Origin of the sequence: Vreelandella lionensis, from assembly GCF_044543515.1 — a bacterium.
Taxonomy (GTDB): Bacteria; Pseudomonadota; Gammaproteobacteria; order Pseudomonadales; family Halomonadaceae; genus Vreelandella; species Vreelandella lionensis.
The window spans coordinates 73,689-90,718 of the sequence record NZ_JBITWC010000018.1 but is presented as its reverse complement, the minus strand read 5'-3'; the positions used below and the strand labels follow the sequence as shown (position 1 = coordinate 90,718).

General features: G+C 57.9%; 16 protein-coding genes. 6 read left to right on the top strand and 10 right to left on the bottom strand.

The features are described from left to right. Positions 1–199: 199 nt before the first annotated feature. Positions 200–793 (bottom strand): LysE family translocator, encoded by a 594-nt coding sequence (locus ACIGG6_RS12430; protein ID WP_399844760.1) that lies wholly within the window; start codon positions 791–793, stop codon positions 200–202. Between the two features lie 106 nt (positions 794–899). Between ACIGG6_RS12430 and ACIGG6_RS12425 the strand changes: the two genes are divergently transcribed. Beyond that, complete coding sequence (locus ACIGG6_RS12425) at positions 900–1,346, top strand: Lrp/AsnC family transcriptional regulator (RefSeq protein WP_339119123.1); 447 nt, start codon at positions 900–902, stop codon at positions 1,344–1,346. Between the two features lie 9 nt (positions 1,347–1,355). On the opposite strand, the gene ACIGG6_RS12420 is transcribed toward ACIGG6_RS12425, so the two are convergent. From ACIGG6_RS12420 to ACIGG6_RS12380, 9 genes are all read right to left on the bottom strand, one after another. Continuing rightward, positions 1,356–1,982 (bottom strand): glutathione S-transferase family protein, encoded by a 627-nt coding sequence (locus ACIGG6_RS12420; protein WP_399844759.1) that lies wholly within the window; start codon positions 1,980–1,982, stop codon positions 1,356–1,358. A gap of 185 nt (positions 1,983–2,167) precedes the next feature. After that, entirely contained in the window at positions 2,168–3,064 is an 897-nt protein-coding gene (mmsB, locus tag ACIGG6_RS12415) for a 3-hydroxyisobutyrate dehydrogenase (RefSeq protein WP_399844757.1), read from the bottom strand. 45 nt (positions 3,065–3,109) lie between these two features. Further along, on the bottom strand, positions 3,110–4,225 hold the full coding sequence (locus tag ACIGG6_RS12410; RefSeq protein WP_399844756.1) for an enoyl-CoA hydratase/isomerase family protein: 1,116 nt from the start codon (positions 4,223–4,225) through the stop codon (positions 3,110–3,112). A 46-nt stretch (positions 4,226–4,271) separates the two neighbouring features. After that, positions 4,272–5,426 carry an acyl-CoA dehydrogenase family protein gene (locus ACIGG6_RS12405; protein WP_399844754.1) on the bottom strand — a complete coding sequence of 385 codons (1,155 nt, stop codon included), beginning with the start codon at positions 5,424–5,426 and terminating at the stop codon, positions 4,272–4,274. A gap of 243 nt (positions 5,427–5,669) precedes the next feature. After that, a complete protein-coding gene (locus ACIGG6_RS12400) occupies positions 5,670–6,671 on the bottom strand; it encodes a branched-chain amino acid ABC transporter permease (protein WP_399844752.1) in 1,002 nt (333 codons plus the stop codon). Between the two features lie 2 nt (positions 6,672–6,673). Then, positions 6,674–7,561, bottom strand: coding sequence for a branched-chain amino acid ABC transporter permease (locus ACIGG6_RS12395; protein WP_253027558.1), 888 nt, complete (start codon positions 7,559–7,561; stop codon positions 6,674–6,676). A 149-nt stretch (positions 7,562–7,710) separates the two neighbouring features. Then, the gene (locus ACIGG6_RS12390; RefSeq protein WP_399844750.1) at positions 7,711–8,934 is read right to left on the bottom strand and encodes an ABC transporter substrate-binding protein; all 1,224 of its coding nucleotides are present in this window, start codon (positions 8,932–8,934) and stop codon (positions 7,711–7,713) included. A 118-nt stretch (positions 8,935–9,052) separates the two neighbouring features. Then, positions 9,053–9,802, bottom strand: coding sequence for an ABC transporter ATP-binding protein (locus ACIGG6_RS12385; RefSeq protein ID WP_054640828.1), 750 nt, complete (start codon positions 9,800–9,802; stop codon positions 9,053–9,055). Further along, a complete protein-coding gene (locus tag ACIGG6_RS12380; RefSeq protein WP_253027556.1) occupies positions 9,799–10,584 on the bottom strand; it encodes an ABC transporter ATP-binding protein in 786 nt (261 codons plus the stop codon). Before ACIGG6_RS12380 ends, ACIGG6_RS12385 begins: the two co-directional genes overlap by 4 nt. 311 nt (positions 10,585–10,895) lie before the next feature. Between ACIGG6_RS12380 and ACIGG6_RS12375 the strand changes: the two genes are divergently transcribed. Genes ACIGG6_RS12375 through ACIGG6_RS12355 form a run of 5 tightly spaced genes read left to right on the top strand, consistent with a single transcriptional unit; the run spans position 10,896 to position 17,023 of the window. Then, positions 10,896–11,300 carry a MerR family transcriptional regulator gene (locus tag ACIGG6_RS12375; protein WP_289125912.1) on the top strand — a complete coding sequence of 135 codons (405 nt, stop codon included), beginning with the start codon at positions 10,896–10,898 and terminating at the stop codon, positions 11,298–11,300. A 49-nt stretch (positions 11,301–11,349) separates the two neighbouring features. After that, positions 11,350–12,519 carry an isovaleryl-CoA dehydrogenase gene (locus ACIGG6_RS12370; protein WP_399844749.1) on the top strand — a complete coding sequence of 390 codons (1,170 nt, stop codon included), beginning with the start codon at positions 11,350–11,352 and terminating at the stop codon, positions 12,517–12,519. 22 nt (positions 12,520–12,541) lie between these two features. Then, entirely contained in the window at positions 12,542–14,149 is a 1,608-nt protein-coding gene (locus tag ACIGG6_RS12365; protein ID WP_399844748.1) for a carboxyl transferase domain-containing protein, read from the top strand. A 13-nt stretch (positions 14,150–14,162) separates the two neighbouring features. Continuing rightward, a complete protein-coding gene (locus ACIGG6_RS12360) occupies positions 14,163–14,987 on the top strand; it encodes an enoyl-CoA hydratase/isomerase family protein (RefSeq protein ID WP_399844747.1) in 825 nt (274 codons plus the stop codon). Further along, positions 14,984–17,023 carry an acetyl/propionyl/methylcrotonyl-CoA carboxylase subunit alpha gene (locus tag ACIGG6_RS12355; protein WP_399844746.1) on the top strand — a complete coding sequence of 680 codons (2,040 nt, stop codon included), beginning with the start codon at positions 14,984–14,986 and terminating at the stop codon, positions 17,021–17,023. Before ACIGG6_RS12360 ends, ACIGG6_RS12355 begins: the two co-directional genes overlap by 4 nt. Positions 17,024–17,030: the final 7 nt, after the last annotated feature.

Here is a 17,030-nt window from a genome sequence, read left to right as displayed (position 1 = left end):
GGATCCTCTTTCAAGATGCCGTCAGTGTTCTGCACACGATAGATGAAGTACTTCTTCATCTTGGCACAGAGGGACGGGTCCATCCCATTTCCTACCCTATAAAATAACTCATTGGCGGCATCGGCACCGCTTGGCGGTGCTTCGCGGGTGCCTCACTCCGTTCGTTACGCCACGCTACGAAGTGAGGCTTACTTGCGTGTCAGAGGTTAAGTACTGGATAAAGTGATGCGACAAGCAGCAGGGCCATGCTGATATTGAAAATACGATATCGGCGATGGCTAGTTAGCCATTTCCGAACCACAACACCAAACCAAGCCCATACAGATATCGCGGGAAAACTGACCACTGCAAACACACTAGCCACCATCATAGCGGACACTAACGACTGATTAGGTGCATAAAGTGTGATCGCCGAAAGCCCCATCGCCCATGCCTTCGGATTAACCCATTGAAACGCGGCGGCTTGTAGTAGCGTCATTGGCTTGTCACTGCTATTGCTCTCTTTCAGCGGCTCTGCTGACCCAATTTTCCATGCTAGCCAGAGCAGGTAGGCAGCAGACACGATGCTTAGCCACACGTTGAGTACTGGATAGGTTTGGAAGAGCTTCATCAGTCCGCCTCCCACTACCAGCGTTAGCGCGCTAAGCCCCGCTACAATGCCAAACATATGTGGCAACGTTCTTTTAAAACCAAAATTAGCACCTGAAGCAAGCAGCATCAGGTTATTTGGCCCAGGGGTTACCGTGGTCACTAAGGCAAACGCTGCCAGTGCTGCTAATACCGATGGTGTCATGACATACCCTCTCTTTTTTCCCTATAGATGAGAAATTTTATAAGCTAGAGAGCACAATGTTTGATCTAATCAACCACCCAATACTTTACTTTTGCAACAAATCACAATGATCGATTCAATAGACCGACGAATATTGCAAGAGCTCAAAAAAGATGGGCGAATCAGCAATGTGCAGCTTGCTCAGCACGTTGGCCTGTCGGCCTCTGCTTGTTTAAGGAGGGTGCAAGAACTCGAGAAGAACGGCGTCATCGAGGGTTATCGGGTGATCCTCGCCCCTGAGCCTTTAGGCATCAGTTTTGTCGCGTATGTAACGGTGGGCTTATCGTCCCATACCAAAGCTGCTCAAGAAGGGTTTGAGCGCGCCATGCTGGTAGCCAAAGAGGTGACGGAGTGCCACAACATTGCAGGCCCCTTCGAATATTTGCTGAGGGTCGAAACCAAAGATCTCGCCAGCTACAAACGCTTTCATACGGACGTACTCGGCACGCAGGCAAACCTTCGCTCTATCTCGACACATATCGTGATGAACTCTTCCAAAGATGAACGTCGTTAAGCAATGAGCTTAAGTCACCGGAATCATCACGACCTTGCGGTAGGCTGGGCGTTCGGCCAGCTGCTCTACCCAGCGCTGTAGATGCAGGCGGGGCTGCCAAGTAAGGCCGCTGTTTAACAGGTTGTAGGTGAACGGGGCGATGGCGATATCGGCAAGGCCAAAGTCGTCGCCAGAGAACCAGGGCTGCTGGCTTAACGCGGCGTCTAGCTGGGCGAAGAGTTTTTCGCAGGTGGCGATGGCGGGGTCTAGCAGTGTGCTATCGCGCTGTTCCGGCGGGGTGCGTACATAGCCCATCAAAATGGTGCGGTGGGCGGGGGTTAGCAAGCTGCTAGACCAATCCATCCACTTTTCCATTTGCGCCCGTTTGGCAGGGCTTGCAATCCATAAATGGTTGGGGCCGTACTGCGCCGCTAGGTAGCGGATGATGGTGTTGGACTCCCACAGCACGCTTTGGGTGGCGTCATCTTTAAGCAGCGGCACCAAACCGTTGGGGTTCATGGCGAGGTATTCCGGCGTGTCGTTTACGCCGTGTTGCAGGCCCGCCATGATCTGCTCGAACGGTAGTTCCAGTTCTTCCAGTGCCCAGAGCACTTTTTTGACGTTGGTGGAGTTGTTGCGGCCCCAAAGCGTAATCATGGCAATCCTTGTTGTTGGTTAGGAAAGTTTTTGAGTGTGCCTTGGGTGGGGGTGAGTGGCAAGTTGGCCGCTTTATCAGGGTTGTGGGGCTTAGCGAACAGGTCGCGAGCTAAAGCTGCCTACCACCCCACACCCTCCCCTTACGCCCGGCCACTCACGACTCGCTTCTCACTATTTACCGCTTACTACTCACCCTTATCCTGATACAGCTTGAGCAGGCTGGAGAAGTCGAGTTTGCCGTTGCCGCCTGCTTTGTGCAGGGTGAACAACGAACGGGCGGCGGAGCCCATGGGCACGGGGGATGCGCTTTGCTGGCTAACATCCATGGCTAGGCCTAAATCTTTGATCATTAGATCCACCTGGAAGCCGCCCTGGTAGCCTTTCGAGGCGGGGGCGTTTTCCATCACCCCCGGGTAGGGGTTGTAGACGTTAAGCGCCCAGTTGCCGCCGGAGCTTTGCTTCATGATTTCTGACAGCACGGCGGGGTCGAGGCCGTTTTTGACGCCCATGTTGATCGCTTCGCAGGTGCCCGCCATCAGAATCGAGAGCAGCATGTTGTTGCACACCTTGGCCACCTGCCCTGCGCCGTGGTCACCGGCGTGGAAGATGTTTTTACCCATGGCTTGCAGCACCGGCTGCGCCTGGGCGAACTGGGCCTCCGAGCCGCCGACGATAAACGTCAGCGTGCCCGCTTGGGCACCGCCTACACCACCGGAAACCGGCGCATCTACAAAGCCGATACCCTTTTCAGCGCCAGCAGCGGCTACGTGGCGGGCGGTATCGGCGTCAATGGTGGAGCAATCAATCACCAGCGCGCTGGGTTTGATCACCTCGAACAGCGGCGCGTCACCATTCACGTACAGCCCGCGCACGTGCTTACCTGCGGGCAGCATGGAGATGACGAAGTCGGCATCGGTGGCCGCTTCCGTAGCGGTGGCGGCAATCTCGCAGCCTTGAGATTTAGCAGTTTCCAGCGCTTGGGCGGAAAGGTCGAAGGCGCGCACGGTAAAACCTGCTTTCGCCAGATTGGCGGCCATGGGGCCGCCCATATTGCCTAAACCAATAAACGCAACGGTAGTCATCTTTTTGTCCTTATTAGCGTGTCATTTGCGGTGAATGAGTGTGCGTTATTTGAGGTCTGCCAGCGGGTTGGTGTCCCATGCGGGTGCCAGCAGCTCGTCTATAAAGGAGGGCTCGACCGAGGCCACGTCTGGGTAGGTCCAGCTGGGCTGGCCGTCTTTATCCACCAGCAGAGCACGTACGCCTTCGGGGAACTCCCGGTGGCGGCAGCACTGCACAGAGAGCGAAAGCTCAAACTGAAACACTTCCGCCAACGACATATGCTTGGCGCGGGCGAGCTGCTCGTGAATCAATTTGACCGAAACGGGGCTGCCGTGGGCCAAGGTTTTTTGCGCTTTGCTGAACCACTTGTCGTCGGTCTCGACCGCCAGCACAGCCTCGACCATCTGCTCGACGGTGTCGTGGTCCATCAGCTCACGAATTAAAGATGACGACTTGTAAACCGGCGCTTCCATCTCTGCAAAAACCTCTTGGGAGGCCTGTTCCAGCTCGCGCAGTACGTGATTCACCACGCCGTGGGCGTCGGTGTGTTCGCCTTCGCCCCAGCTGGCTGCTAGCAGCTTTTCGGCCAGCTCGTCGCGGTAGTGGCTGGCAATGGCGCGGTCGGCAAGGCCTAGATGAACCGCGTCCGGGGCGTTAATTTGCCCGCCAGTCATGGCCAGAAACCGCCCGGCGCCGCCCGGTAGGCGGTTAAGGAACCAGCTCGCGCCCACATCCGGATAAAGCCCAATAGTCACTTCCGGCATGGCAAGACGGGAGGTTTCCGTGACGATGCGGTGGCTGCTGCCGCTTAACAGGCCCATGCCGCCGCCCATCACGATGCCGTTGCCCCAGCAAATCACCGGCTTGGGGAAAGTATGCAGTTGGTAATCCAGGCGGTACTCGTTCTCGAAGAAGCGCTCGGGGAAATCGGCTGCGCCCTCGCCTTGAATGGCCTTGTAGAGGTTGACCACATCGCCACCGGCGCAGAAGGCTTTGTCGCCTGCGCTATCCAGCAGCACGGCTACGACCCGCTCGTCGCTTTGCCACTGGTTTAGGCGCGGCAGGATCTCTTCGATCATCTCCAGCGTGAGCGCGTTGAGCGAGCGCTCGGCGTTCAGGGTAATCTCGCCAATCACGTGGCCATCTTGGGTGGTGTGCTCTTCAAACAGTACGCAACTCATGGTTTGTCCTTATATGCTCGGGGCTTGGTGATATGTGCCCTGGCGGCTATAGCTCAGCGGCACCGTCGGCCAGTACGCGGCGGGAAATAATCAGCCGCATAATCTCGTTGGTGCCTTCCAGAATACGGTGCACGCGGGTGTCGCGCACGTAGCGCTCCATCGGGTACTCCTTAATGTAGCCATTGCCGCCGTAGAGCTGCAGCGCTTCGTCGCACACCTTGAAGCCCACATCGGTCGCGAACCGCTTGGCCATGGCGCAGTAGGTGGTGGCATCCGGGTGGCCCGCATCCAGCTTGGTGGCGGCCATGCGCACCAGTTGGCGGGCGGCCACCAGCTCGGTCACCATATCGGCCAGGCGGAACTGCAGCGCTTGGAACTCGGCCAGGCGCTTACCGAACTGTTTGCGCTCTAGCATGTACTCGCGGGCTTTATTGAGCGCCTGCTGGGCGGTACCGATCGAACACGTCGCAATGTTGATACGACCGCCGTCCAGGCCCTTCATGGCGATTTTGAAGCCGTCGCCCTCGTTGCCCAGCAGGTGGTTAGCGGGTACGCGCACGTCTTCAAAGGTGATCATGCGGGTGGGCTGGCTGTTCCAACCCATTTTTTCCTCTTTGCGGCCGTAGCTGATGCCCTCGCTCTTGGCATCCACCGCGAAGGCGGAAACGCCGCTGGGGCCTTCGCCGCCGGTGCGCGCCATCACCACCAGGAAATCGGTGCTACCCGCGCCGGAAATAAACATCTTGCTGCCGTTCAGCACGTAGTGCTCGCCATCGCGCTTGGCGGTGGTTTTCAGCGAGGCCGCATCGGAGCCTGCGTTGGGTTCGGTTAAGCAGTAGGAGCCTAACAGCTCGCCGGTCGCCAGCTTTTCGCCCCACTGCGCCACGGCGTCCGGTGTGCCGAAGTCCGCCAGCATCCAGGTCACCATGTTGTGGATGGTGAGGTAGGCCGTGGTGGAGGTGCAGCCCATCGAGAGCTGTTCAAAAATAATGCTGGCATCTAACCGAGAAAGCCCTAAACCGCCGACGCTTTCCGGGGCGTAGAGCGAGCAAAAGCCCAACTCCCCTGCTTTACGAATCACATCGACGGGGAAAAAAGATTCTGCGTCCCATTCGGCGGCGTTGGGTTCTAGCTCGTTCTGGGCGAACGCCCGGGCCATATCAGAAAAAGCGACTTGGTCTTCACTTAGCTCAAAATTCATGGCGTATCTCCACAGTGCGTGGATGCACCGCGCCTAGGCAGGCGGCAGGCAAGTCACGCATTGGCTGTTGTCATTATTAGCAATGTTGACGTTTACGTTAACTTATATTCTTACCCCACCTTGCGCAACCAAATCCCCCACGACCTTTGGCGTAGAAATGGGCTTACGGCCTTATTTCACAAGCAGAAAAAAGGGTGCCCTGGGGCACCCAATCCACGGACAGACGCGGTTAACGGGAATCCATTATTTAAAGTTTTTACGGTACATTTTGGCCAGCTCGCCGATGATGCCGCTACGGAAGCTCAGCACGCACACCACAAAGATGATGCCCAGAATCACGCTTACCCAGTTCCCCAACGGCGACTGCGCCAGCAGATGCTGCAGGCTAACCACTAGCCCTGCCCCCATCAGCGGGCCAAGCAGTGTGCCTACACCGCCCAGCAGCGTCATCAAAATCACCTCACCCGACATATGCCAATGGGCATCGGTGAGCGAGGCCAGCTGGAACACCACGGTTTTGGTGGAACCTGCCAAGCCCGCCAGCGCCGCCGAGAGCACGAAAGCTAACAGCTTGTAGGCATCGACGTTGTAGCCCAGCGACACGGCGCGGGGCTCGTTCTCGCGAATGGCTTTCAGCACTTGCCCAAAGGGTGAATGAACCGTGCGCTGAATCACCGCGAAGCCAAACACGAACACGGCGAAGACGAAGTAGTACATCGCCAAGTTGCTGCTCAAATCGATCACGCCAAACAGGTGCCCTCTCGGCACACCGTGCAGGCCATCCTCCCCACCGGTGAACGACGACTGCACGAACACGAAGAACATCAGCTGTGCCAGCGCCAGCGTGACCATGGCGAAGTAAATGCCCTGGCGGCGAATAGAGAGCACGCCAAACAGTACGCCTAGCAGCGTTGCCATTAACGTACCCGCAAGAATGCCTAGCTCTGGCGTTAAGCCTGGGTAGCTGGCCAGCAAGTAGCCGGTCACATAGCCGCCGGTGGCTAGGAAGGCCGCATGGCCGAACGAGAGCAGCCCGGCGTAGCCCAATAGTAGGTTGAAAGCGCAGGCAAACAGCGCAAAACAGAGAATCTTCATCAAGAAGACGGGGTACGCCACAAAGGGAGCAACTAACCCCAGCGCCAGCAGCACAAGGTAGAACATATTGCGGCGTAGTTTGGCACGCCGCTGGCGCTCCTGCACCGCGGAGGGCAACTGGGTTGCCGAGGTGGTATGCGTTGTTGTCATGGTTATGCCTCCTTACCGAACAGCCCAGCGGGGCGTAACATGAGTACCAGGATCATCACTAGAAAGATCACGGTATTAGAGGCTTCCGGATAGTACACCTTAGTTAGCCCTTCGATAATCCCCATACCTAGACCGGTTAGAATGGCACCTAAAATGGAACCCATACCGCCAATGACCACCACCGCAAACACCACAATCAATAGGCTGGAGCCCATAGTGGGCGATACCGGATAAAGCGGTGCCGCCAGCACGCCTGCAAAGGCGGCAAGCCCGACCCCAAACCCGTAGGTTAGGGTAATCAGCAGCGGTACGTTCACGCCGAACGCCTGCATCAGTTGGGAGTTTTCCGTACCGGCGCGCAGGTAGGCACCCAAGCGGGTACGCTCAATCATGAACCAGGTGAATAGACACATGGCCAGCGCCGCTACTAACACCCAAGCACGGTAGGTAGGTAAGAACATAAAGCCCAGGTTAAGGCCGCCCTGCAGAATTTCAGGTGTAGCGTAGCGCGCCCCAGAAACGCCGAATAAGTTAATTAATGTGCCTTCGAAAATCAGCGCCAACCCGAAGGTCAGCAGCAGCCCGTAGAGGTGGTCGAGGTGGGCAATGCGACGCAGCAGAAAGCGCTCCATCAGCATGCCACAACCACCCACCACCAGCGGGACTAAAATCAGTGCTAGCCAATAGTTAATGCCCAGGTAGCGAAAGCCTAGCAGCGCGGCGAAGGCTCCCAGCATGTACTGCGCCCCATGGGCAAAGTTGACGATCTTCAGTAGGCCGAAGATGACCGCCAGGCCCAAACTAAGCAGTGCGTAAAAGGCACCGTTCACAAGCCCAAGCGTTAGCTGGCCCATGAACACGGCCATTGGCACGCCGAATATCATCGTCATGGAATGACTCTCCTCGCCGCTAAGCGGGCAGCCCTATGGGGCTGCCCCAGCGCGTTGCTTATTGTTAGAAACGCCTTTCATCACGCCTTTACGGCTTGCTTGGCCCAGGCCAAGGCAGCAGATGCCTGGGCCTGGAGCGCGTCAGCAGATCAGTTCTGTACCAGCGAGCACTGGCTTTCAGACAGCGGACGGTAGGCTTCTGCGGCGGGAATGGTGCTAAGGATCTCGTAGAGATCCCACTCACCGGTAGACTCTTCCGGGGTTTTTACCTGGGCCAGGTACATGTCGTGAATCATGCGGCCATCTTCCCGAATACTGCCGTTGCGGGCAAAGAAGTCGTTAATCGGCTCCTCGGCCATTTTGGCGCGAATCGTTTCTGGGTCGTCGGTGCCAGCGGCCTCAACGGCTTTCAGGTAGTGCATGGTGCTGGAGTAGATACCCGCTTGCACCATGGTGGGCATGCGACCCACTTCTTCGAAGTAACGCTCCGACCAAGCGCGAGACTCTTCATCCATATCCCAGTACCAGCCGGTCGTTAATAGCAGCCCTTGGGTGGCTTCTAAGCCTAGCGCGTGTACGTCGTTGAGGAAGATCAACAGGCCTGCTAACTGCTGGCCGCTTTGTGTCAAACCAAACTGGCTGGCGGTGGTAATCGCGTTCACCGTATCGGCGCCAGCGTTAGCGAGGCCGACGATTTTCGCACCAGAACCTTGAGCCTGGAGAATGTAGGAGGAGAAGTCGCTGGTGGGGAACGGATGGCGCACGCCGCCGACAATTTCACCGCCATTGGCTTCTACCACGCTGGTCACGTCCGCCTCTAGCGCATGGCCGAAGGCGTAGTCAGCGGTGAGCATAAACCAGCTATCGCCGCCCTGCTCAACCACCGCTTTCGCGGTACCATTGGCCAGCGGGTAAGTGTCGTATACCCAGTGAATGTGGTTCGGGGTGCAGTGCTCGTTAGTAATGCTAGAGGCTGCCGAGCCGGAGACAATACCCAAGCCGTTGTTCTCTTGCAGCACTTTGGTCACGGCGATAGACACAGACGACGCCACCAAGCCGCCGACCATATCGACGTTACGCTGGTCGATCCACTCGCGCACGGTGTTGGCACCCACGTCAGCGCTGTTACGGTCATCGGCGCTGAAAATGACGATGGGCGAGCCATTCACGCTGCCACCAAAATCAGCCACCGCCATTTCCATCGCGGTTTGGCCACCTGGGCCGGCTAGATCACGATAGGTGCCAGACATATCGGCCAAATAGCCAATACGCACTTCGCCATCGCTGATTTCGGCGTGGGCAGTTGAGATCGCCATACTGGAGGCAGCGGCAACAGCGATGCTGGCAGCCAGCGTTTTTTTCATAAAGGTCATGTTCGTCTCCTGGCCCTGAGGGCCTTTGTTTTTATGATGCGGACGTTCGGTTATAGCGTTTGTGTGTGGAGCGTTTTTGTTCTTTAAGGCCGTGCTTACAGTTTAGATGGTGTGCGATTTATACCCCCAGCATGCTGTTTAAATGTTCCCGCCGGGAAGGCAACTGCTCGGCGGTGATCTCCTCAACAATTTGGCCGTGATCCATCACAAAGTGGCGGTCAGCCAGCGGGGCAGCAAAGCGGAAGTTCTGCTCAACCAGCACGATGGTCATGCCGCGCTCTTTTAGCTGCACCAATACCTCACCCAGTTTTTGCACGATGACCGGCGCCAAGCCTTCGGTGATTTCATCCAGCAGCAGCAAGCGCGCACCGGTACGCAGAATGCGCGCCATGGCCAGCATCTGCTGTTCGCCGCCGGAGAGCCGCGTGCCCTGGCTTTTGCGACGCTCGTAGAGGTTCGGGAACATGCCGTAGATTTCATCCAAGCTCATTCCGCCTGAACGCACAGTGGGTGGCAGCAGCAGATTTTCGTGAACATCTAAGCTCGCAAAAATGCCGCGCTCTTCCGGGCAGTAGCCAATCCCTAACCGGGGAATATGGTGCGGCTTCATGCGCAGGGTTTCATTGCCATTAATGACAATCGAACCGGTGCGCCGCCCCACCATATTCATAATCGCTTTTAGCGTGGTACTGCGGCCCGCGCCGTTGCGGCCCAGCAGAGTCACCAGCTCGCCACGCTTCACGTCGAAATTCACCCCATGCAGAATGTGCGATTCGCCATAGAAGGCGTGCAGGTCTTGCACTCGCAGCATCTCTAGGGTCTGGTTTTCTGGGGCTTCTTGGCTCTCGAATGCTTCTGCGGTATTCATACGGCAGCCTCCTCAGCCGCTTCGCTGCCCATATAGGCTTCACGCACTAAGGGGTTGCGGGAAACCGTGTCGTAATCCCCTTCTGCCAGCACCGCGCCCCGCGCCAATACGGTAATACGGTCACACAAGCGGCTGACCACGCTAAGGTTGTGCTCCACCATCAACACCGTGCGGCCTTGGGAAACCCGTTTGATCAGCGCCACGATACGGTCAACATCTTCCGCGCCCATGCCCTGGGTCGGCTCGTCTAGCAGCATCATGCTGGGGTCCAGCGCCAGCGTGGTGGCCACTTCTAAGGCGCGCTTGCGGCCATAGGGCATTTCCACAGTGAGCGTATCGGCGTATTCGCGCAGGCCCACTTCATCGAGCAGCGCTAGGGCGCGGTCGTTGAGGTGGTCCAGCGTTTTTTCCGATTTCCAGAAGTGGAACGACGTGCCCAGCTGGCGCTGAAGCGCTACGCGCACGTTTTCCAATGCGGTCATGTGGGCAAACACCGCTGAAATCTGAAACGAACGCACTAAGCCAAGCTGGGCGATCTCGTTGGATTTTTTGCTGGTGATGGGTTGGCCACGATAGAGAATCTCGCCCCGCGTAGGGGGCAAAAACTTGGTTAACAGGTTAAAGACCGTCGTTTTACCTGCACCGTTTGGGCCAATCAGGGCATGAATATGCCCCTCCTGCACCTGGAGGTTTACGTTATCCACGGCGGTAAAGCCGCGAAACTCTTTGGTCAGCCCTCGAGTTTCGAGCACTGGCCCCTTGGTCACTTCGTCTGCACGCATGAGGTAGGACGCCTCTTGTTGTTCTTGTACGGTGGGAAGCGAAACTCGTTAGCCAGCAACGCATCCTTACCTGAACGTAAGGTGTAAGTGCAAACTAGCAACCCCACACAGGGTATTACAATTACAACTTTGGTCTACGCACCACTCTGATGCACCAAATTAAAGCTTAAAAGTCTTTATTTATCAGTTATTTTTTAAAATTCAACGGTAACTCACTCATTGCAATCTCAGCTTTACGTTAACGTAAACTTGTTTTAGCCTCATGGTCAGTGTTCCATAGGGACATCCCCCTATCGACGAGAATAATGATCATGAGCAAAACCTACTCGATCAGCGAACTGGCCAGCGAGTTTGATGTGACCACGCGTAGCATCCGCTTTTATGAAGATCAGGAGCTACTGCACCCCACCCGCCGGGGCCAGACACGTATTTACAGCAGTAAAGATCGCGTACGGCTAAAGCTGACACTGCGCGGCAAACGCCTGGGGTTTTCGCTGGCGGAAATCCGCGAGTTGTTTGAGCTGTGGGATGAGACCCGCAGCGGCAGCGAAAAGCAGCTACACCTGATGCTGAGCAAAATCAGCGAACGCAAGGCCGCGCTGGAACAGCAGATGAAAGACATCACGATGGTGCAGTTGGAGCTTGAAAGCGCTGAGATTCGCTGCCGCCAAGCTCTCGAAGAGCTTAACGAGAAACATCCGGCCACCACGAAATAAACAACATCAACGAATAACGACCCGATTAACAACGACAAGGTGATTGACCATGTTTTCCCACTATTCAGAACTAAATTTCGGTCTTGACGATGAGCTGAACATGCTGCGTGAGCAGGTCAACGCCTTTGCCGCCAGTGAGATTGCCCCACGCGCCGCCGAGATCGATCACAACAACGAGTTTCCCAACGACCTGTGGAAGAAATTCGGCGATATGGGCCTGCTGGGCATTACCGTACCAGAAGAAGATGGCGGCAGCGGTATGGGCTACTTGGCCCACTGTATCGCCATGGAGGAGATCTCCCGGGCCAGTGCTTCCGTCGGACTCTCCTACGGCGCGCACTCCAACCTGTGCGTTAACCAGCTCAAGATCAACGCCTCTGCCGAGCAAAAAGCCAAATACCTGCCCAAGCTGATGAGCGGCGACCACGTGGGCGCGCTGGCGATGTCAGAGCCCGGTGCTGGCTCCGATGTGGTCTCCATGCAGCTGCGCGCCAAAGAGGATGGCGACCACTACATTCTCAACGGCAACAAAATGTGGATCACCAACGGCCCCGATGCCGATGTGCTGGTGGTGTACGCCAAAACCGACCCGGATGCCGGTTCCAAAGGCATCACCGCGTTTATTATCGAAAAAGGCATGCCGGGCTTCTCCACCGCCCAGAAACTCGACAAGCTGGGTATGCGCGGCTCTAACACCTGCGAGCTGGTCTTCCAGGATTGCCGAGTGCCCGCCGAGAACGTGCTGGGCGAAGTAGGCAAAGGCGTTCGCGTATTGATGAGCGGCCTAGATTACGAGCGTACTGTGTTAGCCGCAGGCCCCATTGGGATTATGCAAGCCGCCATGGATGTGGTGATGCCCTACATCCATGAGCGTAAACAGTTCAATCAATCCATCGGTGAGTTCCAGCTGGTGCAGGGCAAGGTGGCGGATATGTACACCACGCTAAACGCCTGCCGCGCTTATTTATACGCCGTCGCGGCCGCCTGCGACCGTGGCCAAACTTCTCGTAAAGATGCCGCTGGTGTCATCCTCTACTGCGCTGAAAAAGCCACCCAGGTCGCGCTGGATGCCATCCAGCTACTGGGCGGCAACGGTTATATCAACGAGTACCCCACCGGCCGCCTGCTGCGCGACGCGAAGCTTTACGAAATTGGCGCGGGCACCAGCGAGATTCGCCGGATGCTGATTGGCCGCGAACTTTTCACCGAAAGCCTTTAACAAAAATTAGCAGGGGCGCGCCATGAGCACACTCTCCACACAGATCAACCCGCGCAGCGATGTGTTTCAGGCCAACGAGGCCGCCATGCTGGGGGAAGTCAACAAACTCCGTGAACTCACTGCGGCCATTGCACAAGGAGGCGGTGAGAAAGCCCGCGCCCGCCATGAGAGCCGGGGCAAGCTGTACGTGCGTGACCGCATCGACCACTTGATTGATGAAGGCTCGCCGTTTCTGGAGTTTTCCGCACTGGCGGCGTATCACGTTTACGACAGTGAGGTACCTGCCGCAGGCGTGATCACCGGGATTGGTCGGGTATCTGGCGTTGAGTGCGTGATTGTGGCCAACGACGCCACGGTAAAAGGCGGTACCTACTTCCCACTTACGGTGAAAAAGCACTTGCGTGCCCAGGACATTGCCCGCAAACACCGCCTGCCGTGCATATACTTGGTGGATTCTGGCGGTGCCTTCCTGCCCCGTCAGGACGAAGTTTTCCCCGACCGCGACCACTTCGGGCGTATTTTCTACAACCAGGCCACGATGTCCGCTGAAGGCATCCCGCAAATCGCCGTGGTGATGGGCTCCTGTACCGCAGGGGGTGCGTATGTGCCCGCCATGGCAGATGAGTCCATCATTGTTAAAGAGCAAGGCACGATCTTTCTGGGTGGCCCGCCGCTGGTAAAAGCCGCCACGGGGGAGAGCATCAGCGCTGAAGACCTGGGCGGTGCAGATGTTCACGCCAAAATTAGCGGCGTGGCTGACCACTACGCCGAAAACGACGCCCATGCACTGCAGCTTGCCCGCGCCTGCGTGTCGCGGCTGAACTGGCAAAAACGTGGCCAGCTGGCCATGCAGCCGCCTAGGCCGCCCAAGCTCGACCCATCAGAGCTTTACGGCATCGTGGGCACCGACCTGAAAAAGCCTTATGACGTGCGCGAAGTGATTGGCCGCATCGTCGATGGCTCCGACTTTGACGAGTTCAAACGCTACTACGGCGACACGCTGGTGACCGGCTTTGCCCATATTCACGGCTACCCGGTGGGGATCGTGGCGAATAACGGCGTGCTGTTTTCAGAGAGCGCGGTAAAAGGCGCGCACTTTATTGAGCTATGTGCCCAGCGCAAAATCCCGCTGGTGTTCCTTCAGAACATCACCGGCTTTATGGTCGGCTCCAAGTACGAACACGAAGGCATAGCCAAGCACGGCGCCAAACTCGTCACCGCCGTGGCCTGCGCGAACGTGCCGAAATACACCGTGCTGATTGGAGGCAGCTTCGGCGCGGGTAACTACGGTATGTGTGGCCGTGCTTACGACCCCAACCTACTGTTCATGTGGCCCAACTCGCGCATTTCAGTGATGGGTGGCGAACAGGCGGCGGGCGTCCTTTCCCAGGTAAAACGCGAGCAGTACGAGCGAGAAGGCCGAGAATGGAGCAAAGAGGACGAAGAAGCGTTCAAAAAGCCCACCCGCGACCAGTACGAGCATCAGGGCCACCCCTACTATGCCAGCGCCCGCCTGTGGGATGACGGCGTGATTGACCCGCTACAAACCCGCGACGTGCTGGGGCTTTCGTTAGCCGCTGCCATGAATGCAGAAGTCAAAGAGACGCGCTTCGGCGTGTTCCGGATGTAAGGGGGCGAACATCATGGCTTACTCAACACTGGTGATTGAAGCAGGCGTGGCGCGGCTCACTTTAAACCGCCCAGAGGTGCATAACGCCTTTGACGATAGCCTGATTGCCGAACTCAATGCTCATCTGGAAAAGCTCCACGACTTGGCAAGTGCAGGCGACGTGCGGGTGGCGGTGCTCGGCTCTGAAGGTAAAAGCTTCTCCGCAGGTGCTGACCTGAACTGGATGAAGCGCATGGTCGATTACGACCTGGAAGATAACCTGGCGGATTCCCGCAAGCTTGCGGCGCTGATGCACGGCCTAGATACCCTGCCCTGCCCGACCATCTGCCGGGTGCAAGGGGCCGCGTTCGGCGGCGCGGTGGGCTTAGCCGCCTGCTGCGATATCGTCGTGGCTTCCGAAAAAGCCAAGTTCTGCCTGTCGGAAGTCAATATTGGCCTGTCGCCTGCGGTGATTAGCCCTTACGTTCAGCGCGCCCTTGGCCAGCGCCAAATGCGCCGCTACGCGCTGACGGCCGAAGTGATGGATGCGCCCACCGCGCTCAGCCTGGGTTTGGCCCATCAGGTAGTGGAGCACGACGCCTTGGATAACGCGGTGGACAGCATGATCGCTACGCTGGTTAAAGGCTCCCCTCAGGCACAGCGGGCTACCAAGGCACTATTAGCCACCGTGGCCCAAGCTCCAGATGCCGATGCTACTCGTGAGCACACCTGCCAAGTGATTGCCAAGCTGCGGGTGAGCCAAGAGGGCCAAGAGGGCCTCGCCAGCTTTTTTGACAAGCGTCGCCCCGCCTGGACGTCACCCGAAGAACACAACAACACTGCGGAGCCACGCTCATGACGTTTACCCCAACCAAATTCGATACCCTGCTGGTGGCTAACCGCGGTGAGATTGCCTGCCGCGTGATGCGTACCGCCCGCCGCATGGGCTTAAAAACCGTGGCGGTTTATTCCGATGCCGACGCCACCGCCCGCCACGTACGTGAAGCCGATGAAGCCGTGCGCCTCGGCCCTGCCGCCGCCCGGGAAAGCTACTTAAGCGTTGACGCGGTGATTGAGGCCGCCCAACGCACCGGCACCGGCGCGATTCACCCCGGCTATGGCTTTCTGTCTGAAAACGGCACCTTTGTTAAAGCGCTAGAGCAAGCGGGCATTACTTTTGTTGGCCCGCCCGCTTCCGCCATTGCCGCCATGGGCGACAAGTCTGCCGCCAAAGCGCGTATGGCGAATGCGGGCGTGCCGCTGGTGCCCGGCTACCACGGCGACGACCAAGGCGATGCCCTGCTGCGTTCCGAGGCCGATAAGATCGGCTACCCCGTCATGCTAAAAGCCAGCGCCGGTGGCGGCGGTAAAGGCATGCGCGTGGTAGAGAGCGGTGAAGGCTTCCAGGCCGCGCTGGACGGCTGCCGCCGGGAGTCTAAAGCCGCTTTTGGCGATGACCGCATGCTGATCGAGAAGTATCTAGTACAGCCCCGCCATGTGGAAGTACAGGTGTTCTGCGACCGTTACGGCAACGGCGTGTATCTGTTCGAGCGGGACTGCAGCGTGCAGCGCCGACATCAAAAAGTGATCGAAGAAGCCCCCGCCCCCGGCATGACGACTGAACTGCGCGCCGCCATGGGCGATGCCGCCGTTCGCGCCGCCCAGGAGATTGGCTACGTGGGTGCGGGCACGGTGGAGTTTCTGTTAGACGCCGACGGTTCCTTCTACTTTATGGAGATGAACACCCGCCTGCAGGTCGAGCATCCCGTTACCGAGATGATTACCGGTCAAGACCTGGTGGAGTGGCAGCTAAGAGTCGCTATGGGCGAGCCGCTGCCCTGCCGCCAGGACGAGCTGACCATTACCGGCCACAGTTTCGAAGCACGCATTTACGCCGAAGACCCGGAGCAGGACTTCTTGCCCGCCACTGGCCTGCTCACCCGCTTCGCGCTGGACTTGGAAGGCGCAGGGCTAGGCGCTGATCAAGTGCGATTGGATAGCGGCGTGGAGAGCGGCGATACCGTGTCGATGCACTACGACCCGATGCTCGCCAAGCTGATTGTGCATGGCGTTGACCGCGACGCTGCGCTAGCCACCCTCAACCGGGCGCTGGCGGCGCTGGATGTGCAGGGCGTGGTCACCAACCGCGCCTTCTTGCAGCGCTTAGCCAATCACCCTGGCTTTAAGAACGTCGAGCTGGATACCCGCTTTATCGAGCGCAACGAAGCGACCCTGTTTGCTCCGCGTCAGTTTTCTACAGAAGACTATGCCAGCGCCGCGCTGATTGGTTTGCATCAATTAGCCCAGGAGTGCGAAAGCGACTCCCCTTGGGACCGCCACGATGGTTTCCGACTGAACGCGCCGCACACCATTCGCATTGCGCTGTGTGACCCGGCAAGCGCTCAAGCCGCGGATAATGACAGCGCAGTGGTCGTGGTAGAGGGCAAGCGCGCCACCTTGGATACCCAGTGGCAGCTCACCATTGGCAACAGCACACTGACTGCCAGCCTGCAGCCGCTGGAAGGCGACGCTGTGGCCGTCACGCTCAACGGTCACCGCCGCCGCTTACAGGCGTATAAAGATGGTCATGTAGTGGTGATGGCCGAACCCAGCGGTGAAACCCGCCTGTTCTGGCGGCGCATCGACGCCATCGACCACGGCCACCACGAAGCGGAATCCACCCTCACCGCGCCCATGCACGGCACGGTGGTCGCGCTGCTGGTGGAACCCGGTGTGTCGGTGGAGAAAGGCATGCCGCTGATGGTGATGGAAGCCATGAAGATGGAGCACACCATGACCGCCCCCGCCGATGGCAGCGTAGAGACCTTCCACTTCCAGGCAGGCGATACGGTAAGCCAGGGCGCTGTGCTGCTCGACTTTGCCCCCAGCGAATAGGAGCCAC

Excerpts from the sequence above, each read along its gene's own strand:
- ACIGG6_RS12360 (WP_399844747.1), top strand. The coding sequence starts at position 14,163 with ATGGCTTACTCAACACTGGTGATTGAAGCAGGCGTGGCGCGGCTCACT.
- ACIGG6_RS12410 (WP_399844756.1), bottom strand. The coding sequence starts at position 4,225 with ATGAGTTGCGTACTGTTTGAAGAGCACACCACCCAAGATGGCCACGTG.
- ACIGG6_RS12380 (WP_253027556.1), bottom strand. The coding sequence starts at position 10,584 with ATGCGTGCAGACGAAGTGACCAAGGGGCCAGTGCTCGAAACTCGAGGG.
- mmsB (WP_399844757.1), bottom strand. The coding sequence starts at position 3,064 with ATGACTACCGTTGCGTTTATTGGTTTAGGCAATATGGGCGGCCCCATG.
- ACIGG6_RS12390 (WP_399844750.1), bottom strand. The coding sequence starts at position 8,934 with ATGACCTTTATGAAAAAAACGCTGGCTGCCAGCATCGCTGTTGCCGCT.
- ACIGG6_RS12365 (WP_399844748.1), top strand. The coding sequence starts at position 12,542 with ATGAGCACACTCTCCACACAGATCAACCCGCGCAGCGATGTGTTTCAG.
- ACIGG6_RS12405 (WP_399844754.1), bottom strand. The coding sequence starts at position 5,426 with ATGAATTTTGAGCTAAGTGAAGACCAAGTCGCTTTTTCTGATATGGCC.
- ACIGG6_RS12420 (WP_399844759.1), bottom strand. The coding sequence starts at position 1,982 with ATGATTACGCTTTGGGGCCGCAACAACTCCACCAACGTCAAAAAAGTG.
- ACIGG6_RS12395 (WP_253027558.1), bottom strand. The coding sequence starts at position 7,561 with ATGACGATGATATTCGGCGTGCCAATGGCCGTGTTCATGGGCCAGCTA.
- ACIGG6_RS12375 (WP_289125912.1), top strand. The coding sequence starts at position 10,896 with ATGAGCAAAACCTACTCGATCAGCGAACTGGCCAGCGAGTTTGATGTG.
- ACIGG6_RS12400 (WP_399844752.1), bottom strand. The coding sequence starts at position 6,671 with ATGACAACAACGCATACCACCTCGGCAACCCAGTTGCCCTCCGCGGTG.
- ACIGG6_RS12370 (WP_399844749.1), top strand. The coding sequence starts at position 11,350 with ATGTTTTCCCACTATTCAGAACTAAATTTCGGTCTTGACGATGAGCTG.
- ACIGG6_RS12430 (WP_399844760.1), bottom strand. The coding sequence starts at position 793 with ATGACACCATCGGTATTAGCAGCACTGGCAGCGTTTGCCTTAGTGACC.
- ACIGG6_RS12425 (WP_339119123.1), top strand. The coding sequence starts at position 900 with ATGATCGATTCAATAGACCGACGAATATTGCAAGAGCTCAAAAAAGAT.
- ACIGG6_RS12385 (WP_054640828.1), bottom strand. The coding sequence starts at position 9,802 with ATGAATACCGCAGAAGCATTCGAGAGCCAAGAAGCCCCAGAAAACCAG.
- ACIGG6_RS12355 (WP_399844746.1), top strand. The coding sequence starts at position 14,984 with ATGACGTTTACCCCAACCAAATTCGATACCCTGCTGGTGGCTAACCGC.